The organism is Mycobacterium sp. IDUB_28, from assembly GCF_055419285.1.
The window spans coordinates 269,721-290,724 of sequence record NZ_JBVAXK010000003.1 but is presented as its reverse complement, the minus strand read 5'-3'; the positions used below and the strand labels follow the sequence as shown (position 1 = coordinate 290,724).

The window sequence follows — 21,004 nt, the reverse complement described above, 5'->3', positions numbered from 1 at the left end:
CGATACCCGTCAAGCGATAACGGGTCGCTGCGCTGCCCACGGATGTGCGGATTCCAGTTGAGCGGCAACGCGAATCAGGATGTCCTCCCGCCCGTACGCCGCGGCGAGCTGCACGCCGATCGGCAGACCGTCTGCGTTGCGGTGCAGCGGAAGGCTGATCGCCGGCTGCCCGCTCATATTGAACGGCGGTGTGAAGGCAGCGAATTCCCCGCCGCGGCGCATCGGCGCGGTGGGTCGCCCCGGATCGTTCTCGAATTCCGTCAGCGCCGGCGGCGGCTCGGCGACCGTCGGGGTGAGCAGCAGGTCCCAGCCGTCGGCCCACCACTGCTGCAACGCACGTCGGAATGCATACACCGCCTCCTGGGCGACGGCGTAGTCGACGGCGGTCACGTGTTTGGCCCGCTCGATCAGCTCCCAGTTCACCGGCTCGATGTCCGCGGCAGTCATCTCCCGCCCCACGATGGCGCCGAATCCCCTTGCTGCCATTGCCATCTGCGTTGCCCACAGCGCCATGAACTTCTGTTGCAGTGTGGTATCGGCAAGAGGCGACGGCCACGCGGGTTCGACGTCGTGACCGAGGCCTGCCAGCATCGACGCCGCGGCTCGCACCGCGGACACGCAGTCCTGGTGCAGGAAACCACCGCGCGGATGGATGTCCAGCAACCCGATCCGCAGCCGGCCGGGCTCGACCCTCAGTTCCTCGACATAAGGCCGTTGCGGGGCCGGGGCGATCACACTGTCACCGACACCAGGGCCACGCACCGCATCGAGCAGGCGCGCGGTGTCCCGCACGGTGCGGCTGACACCGAGCTCGACTCCCAAGCCCACCTCGGAGCGCCTCGGCCCGACGGTGATCCGGCCCTGGCTCGGTTTGAGTCCCACCAATCCGCAGCACGAGGCTGGGATGCGGATGCTGCCCCCGCCATCCGAGGCGTTGGCGAACGGCACCATCCCGACTGCCACCGCCGCTGCAGCACCGCCGCTGGACCCGCCGGGCGTGCGATCCAGGGCCCACGGGTTGCGGGTGGCACCCCACGCCAGCGGCTGGGTGGTCGGCAGGCTGCCCATCTCGGGGCTGTTCGTGCGTCCGGCGATCACCAACCCGGCCGCCTTGAACCGGGACACCAGCGTCGTATCGGCGGTGTCGATCTTGCCGGCGGCCTTCAGCGCCGCATTGCCGTTGGACAACGTCTGACCCGCGAAGCTGGTGTAGAGGTCTTTGAGCAGAAACGGCACCCCGCGAAACGGACCGCCGGGCAGGTGCGGGTCGGCAGCCACCGAGCGCGCGTGGTCGAACCACTCGATCACCACGGCATTCAGCGCCGGGTTGGACTGCTCGATACGTTCGATCGCTGCCTCCAGCAATTCGCTGGGCGTCACTTCGCCGCTAGCGACCAGCGCCGCTTGGTCCGTGGCGTCCATCCATCGGGTGTCTTCGGCGAGACCGCTCATGGATATCGGTCTATCACGCGTGGCGCGCTGCCTCCTGCGCGAGTTGGACGCGAGAAGTCAGGCCCAGTTTGGTGTACACGTGGGTGAGGTGACTCTCGACGGTGCGCAACGAGATGAAAAGCCTTCCGGCGACGGCCTTGTTGCCCAGTCCCTCGCTGACCAGGTCGACGACGGCGCGTTCGGTCGGGGTGAGCGACGCCCATCCGCTGCTCGGGCGCTTGCGTTGGCCACGTCCCCGCTGCGCGTAGGCAATTGCCTCCTCGGTCGCCATCGCTGCGCCCTCGGCATAAGCGTCGTCAAACTCGTTGTCGCCGAAGCCCGCACGCAACTGGTCGATCGCCTCGGCATGCGCGGACTCGTAGACCTGGAATCGCACCGAACCCATCCGCTGCCGTAGCGCATCGGCCGCGCCGAACAGCCGCGCGGCTTCGGGGAAGCGCCCCGCGTCGATCGCCAGGGTCGCCACCAACTCGAAGAGATCCGGTACCCCGAGCAGCGCCCCCAACGCGGCCGCCAGCGACAGGCCGTCATATGCGTCACGTTCCGCTTGTTCGGTGTCCCCCTGCGCGATCGCCACGCGACTGCGGGTTGTCAGAGCCAGCACCCGGTGCCAACAGCTGGCAACCGAGACGGCTCCGTCGGCCCACCGGCGCGCCTGCGCGATGTCGTTGCCCAGCAACGCGCCCTCGGCCCGCAGATAGACATATGCCTTTTGATGGAACTGGTTGACATACAACCGTTCCCAGGCTTCAGCACTGGTCCGCACGACGTCCGATGTCTCTCCGGCAGCCAGGTGCGCGACAGCGTGCATGCCGTTTGCGTTGCCCAGCCAGAGGTCGCCGAGGTCGGTGATGACCTGCATGGGTTTGTTGAGAGCCAGCTGAGCGGATTCCGTGTCACCCCGGTAGGCGAGGGCCAGGCCGAGATAAGTGTTGGCCAATGCCCACGGGAGTGCGTCCTGAGCGGCTGCCGCGTCAATTTCCAGATCGCGCAGGCGGGTAACGCTGCCGGCCAGGTCTCCGACCACAACCTGCGCCCAACCGAGCCACACGGTGCACAGTCGGAGGGTGAACCGATCGCCGACTTCGGTCGCCACCCGATGTCCCTCTTCGGCCGCTGTGCGGGCCGCGATCGGTTCGCCGGAAAGATATTCGAAACTCGCCTGCCAGGCCAATACCTGACCCAGCGTCCACTTGTCGCCGAGGGAGCGCGCCGAGCCGATGGCCTCGTCGAAATGCTCCTGTTTGGCTTCACCCCGACTGGCGGCCATCACCGCGCGGGCGGTCAGTGCACGCGCCACCAGCGCCTGGTCGCCGGTCTCGCGTGCCATCTCCACAGCGTGCTCAGCCCACTCGTCACCACAGCTTCCGACCGCCCACGTGTGCAGCACGGCTTTGTCCGCGAACGCACGTGACACCACCGCGGGTGATGCTGCCCCGGGACGGCGGTCACTTTCGGCCAGAGCGGTGTCAAACCAGCCCACGATGGCCTCCTGGATACGGCCGCGGATCACCCAGAGCGGAGCCAACGCGGTGGCCAACCGCAGCGCGGTTTCAGGATCGCCCCGGTCAAGGCTCCACGCGAACGCGGCCCGTAGATTGTCGATCTCGCTCTCGACCCGCCCGATCTGCTGCTGATCACTTGCCGCGCCCGGGTCCTCGAGAACCCGCGCAACGTCGAGGTAGTGGTCACGGTGCCGGGCCCGTACGTCGTGGCCCTCGCCCGATTCGGCGAGTTTTTCCAGCGCGTACTGACGCACTGTCTCCAGCATGCGGTAACGTGTTGTGCCACATGCACTTTCAGCGATCACCAGAGACTTGTCCACCAGCAGAGTGATCTGGTCGAGTGCCTGGTAGCGCTCGACCTCATTGTCGCCGGCCACTATCCGGGCGGCAGCCAGATCAAAGCCGCCGACACATACCGCCAGCCGCCGGAACAGCACCCGCTCCGCGTCGGTCAACAACGCATGCGACCAGTCGACAGAAGCCCGCAGCGTCTGCTGGCGGCGCACCGCCGTCCGGGAGGTGCCGGTCAGCAGACGAAAACGGTCCTGCAGACTTTCGCGGATCTCCTCGACCGCCAACGCCCGCACCCGCGCCGCCGCCAACTCGATCGCCAGCGGCATGCCGTCGAGGCGCCGACAGATCTCGGATACCGCGGCGCTCTGATCGGCCAGCGAGAAATCCGGGCGGGCCAATCTCGCCCGATCGACGAACAACTCGATCGCCTCCCCGTCCAGCGACAGCGACGGCACCCGCCACGTCACCTCGCCAGCGACCCCGATCGGCTCGCGGCTCGTCACCAACAACCGCAGGCCGGCACCGGCGTTGAGCAGCGCCTCGATCATTTGCGCCGTCGCATCGAGCAGGTGTTCACAATTGTCCAGCACCAAGAGCAGCTGGCGCTCGCCGATGAACCCCAGCAGCGTCTCAATCGTCGAGCGACCCGGCTGGTCGGGCAGACCAAGGGCCCGGGCGGTGGCGATCGCCACGAGGTCGGGATCCGCGATCGGCGCCAAGTCGACGAACCACACGCCCGCGTCCAGCTCGTCGGACAGCGAGCTCGCCACCTCGATGGCGAGGCGGGTCTTGCCCACCCCGCCGGCTCCGGTAAGCGTCACCAACCTGCTCGTATCCAATGAGCGCCGCACCTGCACCAGCTGCTCACCGCGACCCACAAAGCTGGTCAAGTGCGCTGGAAGATTATGCAGTGCAACGGTTTCCGCGGTCCGGGGCGGGGCGAAGTCGTTGTTCAGGTCGCGATGGCATAACTGCACCACCCGCTCCGGGCGCGGCAGATCGCGTAGTTGATAGGTGCCGAGGTCGAGCAGCCACGCACCGGGCGGCAGGCTGTCCAAGACCATCGCCTCGGTCGCACCCGACAGCACCGTTTGGCCGCCGTGGGCCAGGTCGCGTAGCCGGCCGGTCCGGTTGATGGCCGGTCCGATGTAGTTGTTCTCGTCCCGGAGCTGGACGTCGCCGGTATGCAGCGCGATGCGCAGGCGGATTGGAGCCAAGGGCGCCAGTTGCAGGGCGAGGGCGCAGGCCACCGCGTCGGCGGCCCGGTTGAACGCGATGACGAAGCTGTCGCCTTCACCTTGATCGACCGGGCGGACACCGTGATGGACGGCCACCAGATCACCCAATGTGCGATCCAACCGGGCGATCGCGGCCGCCATCTCCTCGGGCTGGCTGTCCCAGAGCCGAGTCGAACCTTCCATGTCGGCGAGCAGCAACGTCACCGTGACGCTCGGCAGCTCGTGCACGCCCAGGTCGCTCCAAGTCACTGTGTCCACGCGTAGGCCGGTGCCGCTCATGCTAGCGAGCCTGTCGGACCTCGCACAGCAAAACATCCGTGCAAACTCGTAGACCGCCCCGATTCGCCGGATACCGGCGCCGGCCCTAGGCTCGAGAAAACCGGGACTTGGCGGGGGAACGCTGATGAGGGTGTCTAACAGGCTGTTCACGTCCGGACGCATGCGTGCGTTGGTCGTGTCGTTTGCCTGCTTGGCCACGGCATCCTGCGCCACTTCAGCGACGGTCAGCCCGCCCGCCGGCCAGTCGGCGAGCAGTGCGGCACCGACGTCCAAAGTTGCCGCCAACACCGTTGCGCCGCCCCCGCCGCACATCAGTCCGCTGGCCAAGGATTGGAAAACATACGGCGGAACGGTCTACTTCGGTTGCCCCACCGAATTCACGCTCAGCAAATCCGCTCTGGACGACATCCGGCCGAAAGTCCTGGATACCAAGACCGCCGAATTGATCATGCCCGCGGTGCCGGTCGTCGCTGCCGGGGAAACCGTCACCGGCGCCATGTGTGCGCTGTCGAACACCGAACGCGACACCAAGGTCGTCTACGTGGTCACCACGACCAAACCCGCCCAGGGCGGCGACGTCACCAAGACCACCGGCTACATGTTCGACCTGAAGTCGAGTCAGCCGCTGGCGACCAAGGAACTGCAACCGCCGACCCCTGACCTGAAACTGGCCGCGGCCAAGGAATGGCGGCTGGCCCCGACCGTGCCCGGGGTGGCGTGGTTGAACGCCTACACCGACGGCCGCGGCGCAGCGGCACCGCCGAGGACGGTCGTCCTGTCCAACGCTGACCTGTCGACGCTGTGGGATGATCCGCAGCCGGGTCGGATCTGGCAGGACGTCCTGGCCTTTCAACGCAGTACGGTGGCCGGCAGCACGCTGGGCGCCGAATTGCGGTTACCCACCGGTGAACCCGTCTTCCGGAATGACGAGATCGCCAGCGTGGACAGCGAATTGTCCGACGGGCCAGACAAACTCGTGCAGATCACGCAGTGGGAGTCGCACAATCCGCCGACCCAGACCACCATGTTCTTCGACCTCACGACTCGGGCTCCCATCAAGGTCGGTGACGCCGACCGGATCGCGGGTGGTGGGTTGTCCGCCACCCTGTCGGACGGAAAACTCTTCGTCGACGGCCGTGGTTCGGCCACTTCACAATTCGGGTACGGCGTGTGGAATCTGCGCACCCAGCACTGGGATCTGCTCAAGAGCCGCGACGAAGCCAAGACGATTGCCAAGATCGCGTTCTTCAGCGATCACCTGTACGTGACCAACTCCGACAACACCTATTCGGTGTTCGCGCTACCCGACGCCAACCCGGTGGCGTCCGCGTGGACGGGCCGCCCGTTCGGCCGGATCGTGGGCTGGACGCTGGTGTGCCAGGGCGAGACCGCCGCGCCACCGAGCGGCGAGTGCCGCCAGATCGTGTTGGTGCGCGATACCGACGGCCGCTACCCGGGCCCCTGGTTTTAGGGTCGATGCTGTGGCAGACGCCGAACAAGTTATCCGCGAGGTGATGGACCGTTGGAAAGCGGGTATTGATGCACACGAACCCCACCGGGTGGCCGAGCTGTTCGCAGCGGACGGCATCTTTCAGGGGTTGCGGCCCTACAGCGTTGGGCGACAAGGCGTTACCGCCTACTACGACTCCCAACCCGTGGGGCTCACCGTCGTCTACCGCATTCTCGAGACCCGCAACATCGCACCGGACGCGGTCCTTGGTTATCTGCGGGCCGACTTCACGTTTCCCGACGGATCCGTCATCAACGTCAACCTCGGCGTGCTGATCGTAAACACCGGCGACGGCTGGCGAGTCCAGTACTACCAGGCGTCCCGGGTCACTTGACCGGACGACGTCGGGTGATCGACGCCCAGTCCCAGGTCGCGGCGCCCTGCATGCGCTCCTCGTTGCCCACCGCCCCCTTGGTGATGGCGAGCGCGATCATGATGTCGGCGTAGGTGATGAACAGTCCCGCCCAAAACGCCCACCGCAGCTGCGGGTCCGGTTGCGAGGCGAAAAACAGGATCAGAAATATCGGCCCGACGATGCCGAACACGAACATCATCGCCTGGATCACCAGGTACCGCTTGAACGTTTCCAACTCGCGCTGCTCCTCAGTTCTCCTGCGCCCGCCTGGCCCGGGCCCGGCGTTTCCCCTCGTGCATGGCGGCCACCCGCGCCACCGGGATGGTGCGCCCGTGCTCGATCAAATCATTCGGCAGCCGCTGGGGCGGCGGCAACGACGCCCAGGGGTCCTGACCGGGCAGCGCATCGATCGCCGTGTGCACGGTGAAATCTGTCGGACTGACCCGGTCGAGGTCCGACCAGTCCAGCGGGAATGACACCGGCGTACCCGCCCGCAGCCGCGGACTGTAGGCGGCGGCGACCGTAGCACCCCCGGCGCGGGTCGCGTCGACGAACACCTTTCCGGCCCGGTCTTCGACGATGAAAGCCGTTGTCGCCGTAGTGGGATCGAGCGCTTCGGCGCGAGCGGCCAGCGCCCGGGTGGCGGCCGCGACGTCGTCAACGGGCGCGTGATCGTCGATCGGTACGAATACGTGCACGCCCTTGGCGCCGCTGGTCTTGACCCCGCCGGCCAGACCGCTGTCGGCCAGTGCCTGCCGCACCAGGTGGGCCACCTGCACCACGGCCGTGAAGTCGGCGTCGGGCGGCGGGTCGAGATCGAGCACCAGATGCGTGGGCCGGTAGATGTCGTCGGCCAACCCCAGGGCGGGGTGGTACTCGACGGCCCGTTGATTCGCCAGCCAGAGCAGGGTGCGCAGGTCATCGCAGACCGGGTAATGCACCTCGCGGTGCGAGGCCTCGGCCCAGATCCCGACCGTGCGCACCCAGCCCGGGGTGTACTTGGGAACGTTCTTCTGCATGAACGGCGCCCGTCCCCGCAACACCCGCAGCACGGTGAGCGGACGCCCGACGAGTCCGGGCAACATGCGGTCGGCCACGGCCTCCAGGTAGTCCACCAGGTTCCGCTTGGTGGCGCCGGCGTCGGGACTGAGCGGTTGATCAAGATTGGTGAGATCGATTCCTGCGCGCTGCTCGTCGACGCTCATTTGCAAACCCTATGCAGTTGCCGGCCGGACAACGAACTGGGCTGGCGCGGCAACGAGGTCTATCGTCGTAACCGGGCGCAAGTGAGGGTCGAGGTCCACCACAGATGATCGCAGTTAAAGCATTCAGTGGGGTGTTGCTGGCGGCGTCGGCGATGCTCGCGGGCCCGGCGCCGGCACAAGCCGAAGAACCGCCGTGTGCCGCCGGCGAATGTGGGCAAGCGCCCCGGCCCGCCCAATCCATCTATCCACGCCACAACTACGCGTGCATGCGGGGCGTCTGCGTCCCGTTGCCGGCCCCCCGGCCGAAGCACTGAGTGGCTGAACACCGCCCGCCGCAACCTGTTTCGGGGTCAGCGGTACCGTGACCTTTCATGGCTGCATTAGACGGACGGGTCGCATTGATCACCGGCGGGGCCCGAGGTCAGGGTCGCGCGCATGCGTTGGCGCTGGCCGCCGAGGGCGCCGACATCGTCGCGGTCGATGCGCCCGGGCCGATGCAGGAGCTGACCTATCCGCTGGGCACCGAGGACGATCTGCGGACGACAACCAAGCTGGTCGAAGAACTGGGCCGGCGTTGTGTGCCGCTGTCGGTCGATGTGCGCGACTCGGGTCAGGTCAACGCCGCCGTCGAGCAGACGGTCGCCGACCTGGGCAGCCTCGACATCGTGGTGGCCAACGCGGGCATCGTCAGCACGGGTCCGTTGACCGAAGTGAGCGATCAGATGTGGCGGCAACTGGTCGACACCAACCTCAGCGGTGTCTTCCACACCTTACGGGCGATCATTCCGGTGATGCGCCGGCAGCGCTTCGGCCGGATCGTGGTGACCTCCTCGATGGGCGGGCGGATGGGCATCCCGGATCTGGCGGCTTACAACGCCACCAAGTGGGGCATCATCGGGCTCGCCAAATCGGTGGCGCTGGAGGTCGCCAAGGAGGGCATCACGGTCAACGTCGTCTGCCCCACCACCACCCGCACGCCGATGGTCCAACCCGAGGGTGACGAGTCCGTTCCCGACGAATTGGTGCGCAGGATGATGAAGGCCAACCCGATACCGCAACCCTGGATCGAACCGGAGGACGTCAGCCGCGCGGTCGTGTACCTGGTCACCGATCCCGGGGTGATCACGGGCAGCGTCTTGGAGGTCGGACTCGGCGGGAGCGCCCGGATTCACTGATATTGACCAGGATGAGAGGCTCAAGTCATGTCGACTCCACCTGATCCCCGCTTGCTCGACGACCGCCTGGCCTATTGGGCCGTGACCAAGCCCGACGACGAGGCGATGGACTATCTGGACCGGCAGTGGACCTGGTCGCAGTGGAACGACCGGGTACGCCGGCTGGCCGGTGCGCTCACCGAGTTCGGTGTCGGGCGCGGTGACGTGGTGGCGTTCCTGGACAAGAATCATCCGGCTTGTGTGGAGCTGACATTCGCCGCCGCATCCCTGGGTGCGGCCAACGCGATCATCAACTTCAGGTTGGCCGCCGACGAACTCGACTACGTGCTCAACGATTCCGGCGCGAAGGTGCTCATCGTCGGCACCGAACTAAAACCCAATATCGACAAGATCCGCGGCGACCTGAACAGCATCGAACACGTCATTGAAGTGACGCCCGAAGGTGGCGACGGCGATGAATACGAGGCTCTGCTGGCCGGCGCGACACCGGTCGGCAGAGCCGACGACGTCGAGCCCGACGACGTGTGCATCATCATGTACTCCTCCGGTACCACCGGGCGCCCCAAGGGGGTGCAGCTGACGCAGGCGAACCTCATCGCGCACACGATCAACGCGCACGAGGGTTTCGAATTCGATCCGGGCGACAAGAGCATGGTCTCGATGCCGCTGTTCCATGTCGGTGGATCGTCCTACGTGCAGTTCGGGATTCACGACGGGGTTCCCAGCGTGATGACGCGCGACGCCGACGGCAAGACGCTGGCCGGCGCGATCCTCAAGGGCGCCAACCGGACATTCCTGGTCCCCGCGGTGTTGGCGAAGGTGCTGGAATCCGGCGAGGACGCGGTGAAACTGTTCGGCGCGCTCAAAACGTATTCCTATGGCGCGTCGCCGATGCCGCTGCCGCTGCTGCGCGCGGCGCTGAAAGCGTGGCCGGACACCGACTTCATCCAGGCGTACGGCCTGACCGAAGTCTGCGGCGTGATCAGCCACCTGCTGCCCGAAGCACACCGCGCCGAAGACCACCCGGAGCGGCTCAGCAGCGCCGGGACGTTGGTGCCCAACGCCGAGGTGCGGGTCGTCGATCCGTACACGCTCGAGGACGTGCCGACCGGCGAGCAGGGCGAATTGTGGTTCCGCACACCGCAGTTGATGAAGGGTTATCACAATCAGCCGGAGGCGACCGCGGAGGCGATCACCGAAGACGGTTGGTTCCGCAGCGGCGATATCGGCCGGGTTGACGACGGAGGCTACGTCTTCGTCGAGGACCGTTTGAAGGACATGATCATCTCCGGCGGCGAGAACATCTACTCGATCGAGGTGGAGCGGGTACTGGCCGAGCACCCGGCGGTGGTTGAGGTCGCGGTGATCGGAGTGCCCGACGAACGATGGGGCGAAGTGGTCAAAGCCGTTGTCGCCCTAGAGGGAGAGGCTACCGAGAAGGAACTCATCTCGTTTGCCCGCGAGCGTCTGGCCGCCTACAAGTGCCCGAAGACGGTCGACATCACCGACGAATTGCCGCGCAATCCGACCGGCAAGATCCTCAAGAAGGAGCTGCGCAAGCCGTACCTGGAAGGCAACTGACGTGAGCCGCTCCTTGCAGTGTCGAGTGTTCGTCGAGCCGCAACAGGGCGCGACCTACGCCGACCAGCTCGCCGTCGCGCAAACCGCCGAACAAGCCGGCTTCGACGCCTTCTTCCGCTCCGACCACTACCGCGCGATGAGCGGCGACGGCCTGCCCGGCCCGACCGACTCGTGGGTGACGCTGGGCGCGATCGCGCGGGAAACCTCGACCATCCGGCTGGGCACCCTGGTCACCTCAGCGACCTTCCGTCACCCCGGACCGCTCGCGATTGCGGTGGCACAGGTGGATGAAATGAGCGGTGGACGAGTCGAATTCGGCCTGGGCAGTGGCTGGTTCGAAAGCGAACATCATGCTTACGGGATTCCGTTTCCCTCGGTACGGGAACGCTTCGACCGATTGAGCGAACAATTGGCCATTATCACCGGGTTGTGGACGACGGCGCCGGGCGAGACCTTCGAGCACGCCGGCGAGTACTACACCGTCACCGACTCACCGGCGCTGCCCAAACCGGTCCAGACCCCGCACCCGCCGATTGTGATCGGGGGTACCGGCGCCAAACGCACGCCGGCACTTGCCGCCCGGTACGGCGCGGAATTCAACCTTCCGTTCGTGCCGATGGATGTCGCGGAGAAGCAGATTCACCGGGTCCGCGATGCCGTAGCCGCCGCCGAGCGGCCCGCGGACTCGATGGTCTACTCCGCTGCCTTCGTGCTGTGTGCCGGCCGCGACGACGCCGAGGTCGCCCGCCGGGCCGGGGTGATCGGCCGCGAGGTGGACGAGATGCGGTCCAACAGTCCGCTGGTCGGCACGCCCGCCGAGATCGTCGACAAGCTGGGCCCGTGGGCCGAGCTCGGCGTGCAACGGGTGTACGCGCAGACGCTGGACATGTCCGACCTGGCGCATCTCGAACTGTTCGCCGGCGAGGTGCTGCCGCAACTGCGTTGACCGAACCGGTAAGCTCGGTCGGTATCACAAGTAGTTGATACTCGCCTCGGCGACGGAGGATGCAGCGTGCCCGATGACGTGACGACGATCCGCGAACACGAGACCGACTTCGCCCAGCCGTGGGCGCCGCACCGGCTGAAAATCTACAAACTCACCGCGGTGTTCACCTTCGCCGTCTTCCTGTTGGTCACCATCGGCGTGGGCATCGGCATCATCAAACCGACGTTCACCACCGATGTCGTGGTCAACCTGATCTTCGGCATCCCGGTGCTGCTGCTGCCCTTCGTCATCCTGTGGAATGCACCGGGCGAGCAGCGGTCTCGGCTCGACAGGGCGGCCGAACTGACCCTGTTCTATCTGCCGTACACCGCGGGCAGCCAGATCGGGTACGAACTGGTGTTCCTGATCGGCCACCCGTTGGGGTGGTGGGCGCCGACCACGGACCCAGGCTGGAAATGGTTGTGGTGGCAGTATGGGCTGGCCGACACCCGCTACGTCAGCGGCAATCCGTGGATCTTCGCGCTCGAGGTGGTCGGGGTCTGTACCGGGTTGACCGTGTTCGCGGCCTGGACGCGGCTGATCCGATCCGGGCTGCCCGCCGAATCCCGTATCCGCTGCCTGTGGGTCGCTTTCGCAGGTGTCGCGGTGCTGATGAGCAGCACGGCCGTGTACTTCCTGGCGGAAGTAGGCGCCGGGTTCAGCCACGTCGGGCAGGGTGCGTTCGGACTGGGCTTCAAGTTCTTCGCCGAGAACATTCCGTTCATCGTGCTGCCGCCGCTGGTGCTGTATTCGATCCATCTCCAGATCGATCACCTCACCCGACGGGCGGGGGCGCAGGCATCTTTCTAGAGGCCCAGGTCGCGGCCGATCACTTCCCGCATGATCTCGTTGGAGCCGGCCCAGATCTTGGTCACCCGAGCATCCTTCCAGGCCCGCGCAACCCGGTATTCGTTCATGAAGCCGTACCCACCGTGGATCTGCACGCACTGATCGAGGATCTCGTTCTGGACGGTGGAGGTCCATAACTTCGCCTTGGCGGCGTCGATCGCCGTCAGCCGGCCTGCCACGTGGGCGGCGACGCAATTGTCGACGAATGCTTGTGCGACATCGAGTTTGGTGACCATCTCGGCGAGCAGGAACTTGTTCCACTGCAACGAGCCGATCGGCTGGCCGAACGCTTTGCGTTCCCGGGCGTAGGTCAGCGTCTCTTCTAGGACGTAGCGCGCGTGGGCGAGGTTGGCCACGCCGGCGCTGATTCGCTCCTGGGGCAGCAGGGTCATCATGTGGATGAAACCGCGGTCGAGTTCGCCGATGATCGCGGTCTCGTCGACCCGGACATCCTCGAAGAACAATTCGGCGGTGTCGGCCTCGGGTTGACCCACCTTGTCCAGCTTGCGGCCACGGCTGAACCCGGGATTGTCGGCTTCCACCGCGAACAGGGTGATGCCCTTCGAACCCTTCGCCGGATCGGTGCGGGCGGCGACGATGATCAGATCGGCCTGCGTGCCATTGGTGATGAACGTCTTGGAACCGTTGATGACGTAGCTGGTGCCGTCTTTGACGGCAGTCGTCTTCAGGGCAGCCAGATCGGACCCGCCCGACGGTTCGGTCATTGCGATAGCGGTGATCAGCTCGCCACTGCAGAATTTCGGCAGCCAGCGGCGGCGCTGCTCCTCGGTGGTCAACTTGACCAGGTAGGGCGCGACGACGTCGTACTGGATGCCGAACGCCGATGCCGCCGCCGCGCTGGACCGCGCCAACTCCTCGCCGAGCACCGCGTTGAACCGGTAGTCGCCGGCGGCGCTGCCGCCGTACTCTTCGGGTACGTCCAGGCCGAGGTATCCGTTGGCCCCTGCGTGCAGCCAGGTATCACGATCGATGCGGCGCTGCTCGATGAATTTTTCCTCGTTGGGCTGGATGTAGCGAGTGACGAACTCGCGCACCGAGTTTCGGAATGCGTCGTGATCGGCGTCAAAAAGGGTGCGGTGCATTGATCTGGAGGTCAGGCGGACAACTCAGCTGTCGCACGGTGTTTGCTGAACACCAGGCTCTCGTCGTCGACCTTTCCGTTACGGATCAACCGGAGGTCGACGAAGTAGTTCTGCTTCAACCGCCAGGGCAGCTTCGATCCCGATTTCGGTAACGTGTCCAGCGCCCGCGTGACGTAACCCGACTTGAGATCGACGAACGGCCGTGGTTCCACGTCCGGACCGGGATCTGCGGGCACGACGATGTCGAAACCCTTGGCGTCCATGTAATTGAGCAGCCGGCACACGAATTCCGATGTCAGATCGGCTTTCAGGGTCCAGGACGCGTTGGTGTAGCCGAAGGTGAACGCCAGGTTGGGCATCCGCGACAACATCATGCCCTTGTAGGCCATCGAATCGGCGAGGTCAACCGGTGCACCGTTGCGCCGCACCTCGGCGCCACCGAAGAACTGCACGTTCAAACCCGTTGCGGTGACGATGATATCGGCTTCGAGCTCCTCCCCCGACGAGAGCTTGATACCGGTCTTGGTGAAGGTTTCGATCGTGTCGGTGACGACGTCGGCCTTACCCTTGCGGATCTTCTTGAAGATGTCACCATTGGGCGCCAGGCAGACGCGTTGATCCCACGGCTTGTAGTCGGGGCTGAAGTGCCTGTCGAAGTCGTAGCCCTCGGGCAGCCGACGGGTAGCCATGGTGCGCAGTGCTTTTCGGAAAGTGTTCGGGAATTTCCGGGCCAGTTGATATTGCAGTGTGCTCTGCAGGATCGCTTTCCAGCGCACCGCGGTGTAGGCCTGTTTCTCGGGAGCGTACTTGTATGCGCGGGCAGCGAAACTGTCTTTGTCGGGCAACGCACCGATGTAGGTCGGTGTCCGCTGCAGCATGGTGACGTGACCGGCACCGGAATCAATCAGAGCAGGAATCAGCGTGATCGCGGTCGCACCGCTACCGATCACCACAATCTTCTTGCCCTGGTAGTCGAGGTCCTCGGGCCAGTGTTGTGGGTGCACGATGGTGCCTGCGAAGTCGTCGGCCCCCGGGAATTCCGGCGAGAAACCCTCGTCGTAGTTGTAGTAGCCCGAGCACGCCCACAGGAAGCCGCAGTTGATCTGGCTGCGCTTCCCGTCCTGCTCGACGGTCAACTCCCACAGCCCGTCGTCGTCGGACCAGTTGGCGGCCACCACCTTGGTGCCGAACCGCATGTGCTGGTCGATGCCGTTCTCGGTGGCCGTCTCGTTCAGGTAGTTCCAGATCGACGGCCCGTCGACAATCGCCTGCTCGGACGCCCACGGCTTGAACCGGAAGCCCAGCGTGTACATGTCGGAGTCGGAGCGGATCCCGGGATACTTGAACAGGTCCCAGGTGCCACCGAGCTTGTCGCGCCGCTCCAGGATCAGGTACCGCTTTGTTGGGCACCGTTTCTGCAGATGCCATGCTGCACTGATGCCGGAAATGCCGGCTCCGACGATGACGACATCGACTGTTTCAGTCATGTCCCGAAATTATCAACACTGTGTTGAGCAAGTCAACAGACTGTCGGACAGAGAGGACGACGTTCCAGGTACCCGGGGTGCCGGCGATCGGAACCGCCGACGCCGCTCACGCAGGGTCGGCGAAGACCGGCGGCTAGCCAGGTCATGCCGGCCTTGACGGCGGCGAGTTGATTGGGCTTGCCGATCAATCCGTCTTGTAGCTCGGATTCGAGCGACAGGGCGGCAGCGGTGTCGTCACTGACCCAGGTGCGGTCGTAGAGACGCTTGGCGGCGCGCACCGCATCCGGAGACCTCTGCGCGATCTCGGCTGCAAGCGCCAGCGCCGCGGCCAAGGGATCGTCGGTGCTGCGGGTGACCAGCCCGAGGGCCACTGCCTCGCTGCCGCTGACGATGCGACCGGTGAACGTCAACTCTTTGGCGACGTCGATGGGTACCAGTCGCGGCAGCGTCTGCGTTATGCCCATGTCGGGCACCAGGCCCCACTTGACCTCCATGACGGACAGCTTCGCTGATGGCGCGGCGATCCGGATGTCGGCACCCAGGGCGATCTGCAATCCGCCGCCGAAGCAATTGCCGTGGATCGCGGCAATGACCGGCGCGGGCACCAGCGACCAGTCATAGGACACCCGCTGCGCCAGGTTGGCCACCCGGTCGCCGTCGCGTTCCATCAGCACGCCGACGCCGCCCTGCCCGGACATGAAGCTGGCCACATCGAGGCCCGAGCAGAAGCTCTTCCCTTCGCCGTGCAGCACGACCGCCCGCACCGACTTATCCGCTGCCAGTTGCGCGGCGGCGTCCACCAAACTCTCGAACATGGCCCGGTCCAGCGCATTGTGCTTGTCGGCGCGAACCATGGTCGCAGTCGCTATGCCGTCGGCGCCGACCTGCACCCGAACTCGATCTTCGCTCACGCGTGAAATCTACTCCGCAAGCCGAATACGCACTGCTGCAGTGGTGGTGGCAGGTACTGGATTCGAACCAGTGTAGCTTTCGCGACGGATTTACAGTCCGCTCCCATTGGCCGCTCGGGCAACCTGCCGCCTAGCAGGGTACAACGAGCGGGTAGACATTTCACAAACGGCTAGCACCGATGAGAAAGGGCCGATCGCATGGCGGACTCGTCGTTCGACATCGTCAGCAAGGTTGACCGCCAGGAGGTCGACAACGCGCTCAACCAGGCCGCCAAAGAACTGTCCACGCGGTTCGACTTCCGTGGCACCGACACCACGATCGCTTGGAAGGGTGAGGAGAGTATCGAGCTGATCTCGTCCACCGAGGAGCGGGTCAAAGCGGCCGTCGACGTCTTCAAGGAGAAGTTGATCCGCCGCGACATCTCGATGAAGGCATTCGAGGCGGGCGATCCGCAGGCCTCGGGCAAGACCTACAAGGTCAGCGGCACCCTCAAGCAGGGCATCGACAGCGAGCATGCCAAGAAAATCACCAAGCTCATCCGCGACGAGGGACCCAAGTCGGTCAAGACGCAGATCCAGGGTGACGAGGTTCGGGTCACCAGCAAGAAGCGCGACGACCTGCAGGCCGTTCAGGCCTTGCTCAAGCAGGCCGACCTCGACGTGGCCCTGCAGTTCGTGAACTACCGGTAGCCGGCCCGACCAAGACCCAAGCGAGGTTCACGATGACCGTGACTCAACCAGATGCCGAGCGCGAATCAGCCAAGCCCTACGACGTCGACGTTTTGATCGTCGGCGCCGGAATCTCCGGACTCGGCGCGGCATACCGGATCGGGCAGCGCAACCCGTCGCTCAGTTACACCATCTTGGAGCGGCGCGAACGCATCGGCGGCACCTGGGATCTGTTCAGATATCCGGGCGTGCGTTCCGATAGCAGCATCTTCACGCTGAGCTTCCCCTTCGAGCCGTGGACACGCGAAGAAGGTGTCGCCGACGGGCCGCACATCCGCGAGTACCTGGTAGACACGGCCCGCAAGTACGGCATCGACGAGCACATCCAGTTCAACAGCTATGTGCGCCACGCAGATTGGGATTCGGCAACCGACACCTGGACAGTCACCTTCGAGCAGAACGGATCCACCAGGCACTGCCGATGCCGATTCCTGTTCTTCGCCAGTGGCTACTACAACTACGACCAGGGCTACACCCCCGAATTCCCCGGCATCGAGAACTTCAGCGGCACCGTCGTGCATCCCCAGCACTGGCCGGAGGACCTCGAATACAGCGGCAAGAACGTGGTGGTCATCGGGAGCGGCGCCACGGCCGTGACGCTGATTCCTTCGATGGCCGAACGCGCGGCCAAAGTCACCATGCTGCAGCGCTCCCCGACCTATATCGTCTCGGCGTCCAAGTACAGCAGGCTGGCGTGGGTCAGCCGGATATTGTTGCCGCGCAGGGTTTCTCACCTCCTCGTTCGTTTCTACAACGCTCTCATGGAGGGCGTGATCTGGTTCCTGTCGCGCAAGACGCCGGCCTTGATCAAATGGTCCCTGCGCCGCAAGGCGGTGCAGAACCTGCCCGAGGGTTACGCGGTCGACATTCATTTCAAGCCGCGCTACAACCCCTGGGACCAGCGGATGTGCCTGATCCCCGACGGTGACCTCTTCAACGCCATCAGCGCAGGCCGTGCCGAAGTGGTCACCGACCTGATCGACCACTTCGACGCGACCGGCATCGTGCTGAAGTCCGGGACGCACCTCGACGCCGACATCATCGTCACCGCCACCGGTTTGCAACTGCAGGCACTCGGCGGCGCAACCCTGAGCATCGACGGCGAGGCGATCAACCCCACCGACCGCTTCGTCTACAAAGCCCACATGCTCGAGGACGTGCCCAATCTGTTCTGGTGCGTGGGCTATACGAATGCGTCCTGGACCCTGCGCGCCGACATGACGGCCCGCGCGACAGCCAAACTGCTGGAATACATGTCTGCGCACGGATATACGCACGCCAGCCCACACCTGGGCGATCAGCCGATGCCCGAGAAACCGTCCTGGGACATTCAGGCCGGTTACGTGCGACGGGCACTGCATGCACTGCCCAAATCAGGAACCAAGAGACCGTGGAACGTGCGACAGAACTACTTCGCCGACGCGATCGACTACCGGTTCGACCGTATCGACGAGGCGATGACGTTCGGCCGCGCGACCGACCGGGCCGCACTGGCGGGTTGAGGCGACGCTCCATCGGAGAACCGCTGTCAAATGACAGGTGACCGCAATAGGGTGAAGCCCATGGCAGCTGACAAGCGCGAACCGCAAGTCGTAGTCCTCGGCGGAGGCTCGTGGGGCACCACCGTCGCGTCCATCTGTGCACGCCGGAGTCCCACGTTGCAGTGGGTGCGATCGGAAGACACCGCCAAGGACATCAACGACAATCACCGCAACACCCGCTATCTCGGCAACGAAGTGGTGCTGAGCGAGAACCTGACCGCCACCACTGACTTCTCCGAGGCCGCACACTGCGCCGACGTTCTCGTCATGGGCGTGCCGTCCCACGGATTCCGCGGGGTGCTGACCGAGCTCAGGAAGGAACTGCGCCCCTGGGTTCCGGTGGTGTCGCTGGTCAAAGGGCTCGAGCAGGACACCAACATGCGGATGTCGCAGATCGTCGAGGAACTGTTGCCGGGACACCCGGCAGGCATCCTGGCCGGACCGAACATCGCCCGGGAGGTGGCTGAGGGCTATGCCGCGGCGGCGGTCCTGGCCATGCCCGACCAGCACCTGGCGACCCGACTGTCCGGCCTGTTCCGGACCCAGCGCTTCCGCGTCTACACCACCGACGACGTGGTCGGGGTCGAGATGGCCGGCGCCCTCAAAAACGTCTTCGCGATCGCGGTCGGCATGGGTTACTCCCTAGGCATCGGCGAGAACACCAGGGCGCTGGTGATCGCGCGGGCACTGCGCGAAATGACCAAGCTCGGCGTCGCGATGGGCGGGAAGGCCGAAACCTTCCCCGGCCTGGCGGGCCTCGGCGACCTGATCGTCACCTGTACCAGCCAGCGCAGCCGCAATCGACACGTCGGCGAGCAGTTGGGCGCGGGCAAGAAGATCGAAGAGATCATCGAGTCCATGAACCAGGTCGCCGAGGGTGTCAAGGCCGCTGGCGTGATCATGAAGTTCGCCACGGAGTTCGGGCTGAACATGCCGATCGCCCGCGAGGTCGATGCCGTCATCAACCACGGCTCTACCGTCGAGCAGGCCTACGCCGGCCTGGCCGCCGAAGAGCCCGGGCACGAGGTGCACGGGTCGGGTTTCTAGGCTCGCTCCCTATTTTCATACGCGCTACCTAACATTTGGGTTCGGTATGCACCTGGCGCGTCAGGTTGCCCGTACCTAGCACCGCCCATACCGTCAATCGGAGGTCGACAGACGGTCCGGCCCGACATCGCGGTTTCGGGAAGTTCGTATTCGTTTGTGCGCCAAGATGTTACGGCCACGTTATGAAGCGTGACCCGGGGTGCGGAAGCACCAATGCGCCCCATCATGCCGACAAGGGAGCTTTCGATGCATGACGTTGAGCAATGCGAGAGTTCTGGCCAGTCCAAGCTGCGTGCGGTCTTTCAGCACGACCTGCCTGCGTCGCTGGTCGTCTTCCTGGTCGCCTTGCCGTTGTCGTTGGGGATCGCGATCGCTTCGGATGCACCGGTATTGGCCGGCCTGATCGCCGCGATCGTGGGTGGAGTAATCGGTGGCGCCCTGGGGGGATCACCCCTGCAGGTCAGTGGCCCGGCCGCCGGCCTGACCGTGATCGTCGCCGACCTGATCGCCGAATTCGGTTGGGGCATCACTTGCTTCATCACAGCAGTTGCCGGCCTCCTGCAGGTTCTGCTGGGACTGAGCCGGGTTGCGCGTGCGGCGCTCGCCATTTCGCCCGTGGTAGTGCATGCAATGCTGGCCGGTATCGGTATTACCATCGCGCTGCAACAGACGCACGTGCTGCTGGGTGGTGAGTCACACAGTTCGGCCTGGGTGAACGTCGTGGAGTTGCCCGCCCAGATCGTCGGCGCGCACCGACCCGGACTCTTCTTGGGCCTGATGGTGATCGCCATCATGGTTGCCTGGCGCTGGGCACCGGCCAAGCTGGCCGCGGTTCCCGGTCCATTGGTCGCCATCGTCGTGGTAACCGCCGTCTCGGTGGCATTTCCGTTCAATGTCTCCCGGATCACGCTGGAAGGTTCGATCCTGGATGCGCTGCAACTGCCTGCGATGCCTCACGGCAATTGGGGTGCCGTCGCGCTCGGCGTCATCACCGTCACACTGATCACGAGCGTGCAGAGTCTGCTGACCGCGGTGGCGACCGACCGGATGCACAGCGGTCCGCGGACCAACCTGGACCGTGAACTGATCGGACAGGGCGCTTCCAACATCGTCTCGGGCGCCGTCGGCGGCCTGCCCATCGCCGGGGTGATCGTGCGCAGTGCGGCGAACATCAAAGCGGGCGCCAAAACCAGCGCCGCGACGATCCTGCACGGATTCTGGATTCTGCTGTTCGCCCTTCCGTTCGCCGGCCTGATCGAACAGATCCCCAGTGCTGCGCTGGCCGGTCTGCTGATTGTGATCGGCATCCAACTGCTGCAGCCCGCACACATCGAAACAGCCTTCAAAACAGGCGATTTCGCTATCTATCTGGTGACGATCGTCGCGGTGGTCTTCCTCAACCTGTTACACGGGGTGTTGATCGGGCTGGTTCTGGCGATCGCGATGACCGGCTGGCGGGTGGTTCGGGCCAAGGTGGAAGCAGTCAGCGACGGCGACGAATGGCGGGTGATCGTCGAGGGTGCGTGCACGTTCCTCAGCCTGCCCCGGTTGACCAGGGTGCTGACATCGGTCCCCGAACGCGCAACTGTCACTCTGCATATCGCTGTCAGTTACCTCGATCATGCTGCGCACCAAGCAATTACCGATTGGCAACGCCAGCATCACGCCACCGGGGGCACGGTCCTGATCGAGGGCCTGCTGGAACACGGCAATACGCCACGGACACTCACGCTGGTGCGCGACGCAGCGGCCTGACGC

16 protein-coding genes, 1 tRNA gene and 1 pseudogene are annotated in these 21,004 nt (G+C 65.1%); 10 read left to right on the top strand and 8 right to left on the bottom strand.

Translation table 11 applies throughout. From position 1 onward, the window contains the following. Positions 1–9 precede the first annotated feature (9 nt). Both ACZYZ9_RS08150 and ACZYZ9_RS08145 read right to left on the bottom strand, forming a co-directional pair. Positions 10–1,452, bottom strand: a complete 1,443-nt coding sequence (locus ACZYZ9_RS08150; RefSeq protein ID WP_463825732.1) for an amidase — start codon at positions 1,450–1,452, stop codon at positions 10–12. Between the two features lie 13 nt (positions 1,453–1,465). After that, entirely contained in the window at positions 1,466–4,768 is a 3,303-nt protein-coding gene (locus tag ACZYZ9_RS08145) for a LuxR C-terminal-related transcriptional regulator (RefSeq protein ID WP_463825731.1), read from the bottom strand. 124 nt (positions 4,769–4,892) lie between these two features. Between ACZYZ9_RS08145 and ACZYZ9_RS08140 the strand changes: the two genes are divergently transcribed. Beyond that, positions 4,893–6,239, top strand: coding sequence for a hypothetical protein (locus ACZYZ9_RS08140; protein ID WP_463825730.1), 1,347 nt, complete (start codon positions 4,893–4,895; stop codon positions 6,237–6,239). 10 nt (positions 6,240–6,249) lie between these two features. Beyond that, positions 6,250–6,612 (top strand): SgcJ/EcaC family oxidoreductase, encoded by a 363-nt coding sequence (locus ACZYZ9_RS08135; RefSeq protein WP_463825729.1) that lies wholly within the window; start codon positions 6,250–6,252, stop codon positions 6,610–6,612. On the opposite strand, the gene ACZYZ9_RS08130 is transcribed toward ACZYZ9_RS08135, so the two are convergent. Beyond that, positions 6,605–6,868: a hypothetical protein gene (locus ACZYZ9_RS08130; protein ID WP_463825728.1), complete on the bottom strand. Its 264-nt coding sequence runs from the start codon at positions 6,866–6,868 to the stop codon at positions 6,605–6,607. The genes ACZYZ9_RS08135 and ACZYZ9_RS08130 overlap by 8 nt on opposite strands. A gap of 13 nt (positions 6,869–6,881) precedes the next feature. After that, the gene (locus ACZYZ9_RS08125; RefSeq protein WP_463825727.1) at positions 6,882–7,838 is read right to left on the bottom strand and encodes a DNA polymerase domain-containing protein; all 957 of its coding nucleotides are present in this window, start codon (positions 7,836–7,838) and stop codon (positions 6,882–6,884) included. 371 nt (positions 7,839–8,209) lie between these two features. On the opposite strand from ACZYZ9_RS08125, the gene ACZYZ9_RS08120 reads away from it, so the two are divergent. From ACZYZ9_RS08120 to ACZYZ9_RS08105, 4 genes are all read left to right on the top strand, one after another. Beyond that, positions 8,210–9,013, top strand: coding sequence for a mycofactocin-coupled SDR family oxidoreductase (locus ACZYZ9_RS08120; protein WP_463825726.1), 804 nt, complete (start codon positions 8,210–8,212; stop codon positions 9,011–9,013). A gap of 27 nt (positions 9,014–9,040) precedes the next feature. Continuing rightward, positions 9,041–10,594, top strand: a complete 1,554-nt coding sequence (locus ACZYZ9_RS08115) for a long-chain-fatty-acid--CoA ligase (RefSeq protein ID WP_463825725.1) — start codon at positions 9,041–9,043, stop codon at positions 10,592–10,594. A 13-nt stretch (positions 10,595–10,607) separates the two neighbouring features. After that, on the top strand, positions 10,608–11,540 hold the full coding sequence (locus tag ACZYZ9_RS08110; RefSeq protein WP_463825979.1) for an LLM class F420-dependent oxidoreductase: 933 nt from the start codon (positions 10,608–10,610) through the stop codon (positions 11,538–11,540). Positions 11,541–11,606: 66 nt separating this feature from the next. Then, on the top strand, positions 11,607–12,389 hold the full coding sequence (locus ACZYZ9_RS08105) for an emopamil-binding protein (RefSeq protein ID WP_463825724.1): 783 nt from the start codon (positions 11,607–11,609) through the stop codon (positions 12,387–12,389). Here the strand turns inward: ACZYZ9_RS08105 and ACZYZ9_RS08100 are convergent. From ACZYZ9_RS08100 to ACZYZ9_RS08085, 4 genes and pseudogenes are all read right to left on the bottom strand, one after another. Then, positions 12,386–13,531, bottom strand: a complete 1,146-nt coding sequence (locus ACZYZ9_RS08100) for an acyl-CoA dehydrogenase family protein (protein WP_463825723.1) — start codon at positions 13,529–13,531, stop codon at positions 12,386–12,388. The genes ACZYZ9_RS08105 and ACZYZ9_RS08100 overlap by 4 nt on opposite strands. An 11-nt stretch (positions 13,532–13,542) precedes the next feature. Next, complete coding sequence (locus tag ACZYZ9_RS08095; protein WP_463825722.1) at positions 13,543–15,018, bottom strand: flavin-containing monooxygenase; 1,476 nt, start codon at positions 15,016–15,018, stop codon at positions 13,543–13,545. Positions 15,019–15,124: 106 nt separating this feature from the next. After that, a pseudogene (locus ACZYZ9_RS08090) lies at positions 15,125–15,872 on the bottom strand (crotonase/enoyl-CoA hydratase family protein). Positions 15,873–15,973: 101 nt separating this feature from the next. Beyond that, positions 15,974–16,057: transfer RNA gene (locus ACZYZ9_RS08085), tRNA-Tyr, on the bottom strand. A gap of 70 nt (positions 16,058–16,127) precedes the next feature. Between ACZYZ9_RS08085 and ACZYZ9_RS08080 the strand changes: the two genes are divergently transcribed. From ACZYZ9_RS08080 to ACZYZ9_RS08065, 4 genes are all read left to right on the top strand, one after another. Then, positions 16,128–16,619, top strand: coding sequence for a YajQ family cyclic di-GMP-binding protein (locus tag ACZYZ9_RS08080; RefSeq protein ID WP_463825721.1), 492 nt, complete (start codon positions 16,128–16,130; stop codon positions 16,617–16,619). Between the two features lie 32 nt (positions 16,620–16,651). Beyond that, positions 16,652–18,160, top strand: coding sequence for a flavin-containing monooxygenase (locus ACZYZ9_RS08075; protein WP_463825720.1), 1,509 nt, complete (start codon positions 16,652–16,654; stop codon positions 18,158–18,160). Positions 18,161–18,220: 60 nt separating this feature from the next. Next, the gene (locus ACZYZ9_RS08070) at positions 18,221–19,246 is read left to right on the top strand and encodes an NAD(P)H-dependent glycerol-3-phosphate dehydrogenase (protein WP_463825719.1); all 1,026 of its coding nucleotides are present in this window, start codon (positions 18,221–18,223) and stop codon (positions 19,244–19,246) included. 246 nt (positions 19,247–19,492) lie between these two features. Then, entirely contained in the window at positions 19,493–21,001 is a 1,509-nt protein-coding gene (locus tag ACZYZ9_RS08065) for a SulP family inorganic anion transporter (protein WP_463825718.1), read from the top strand. Positions 21,002–21,004: the final 3 nt, after the last annotated feature.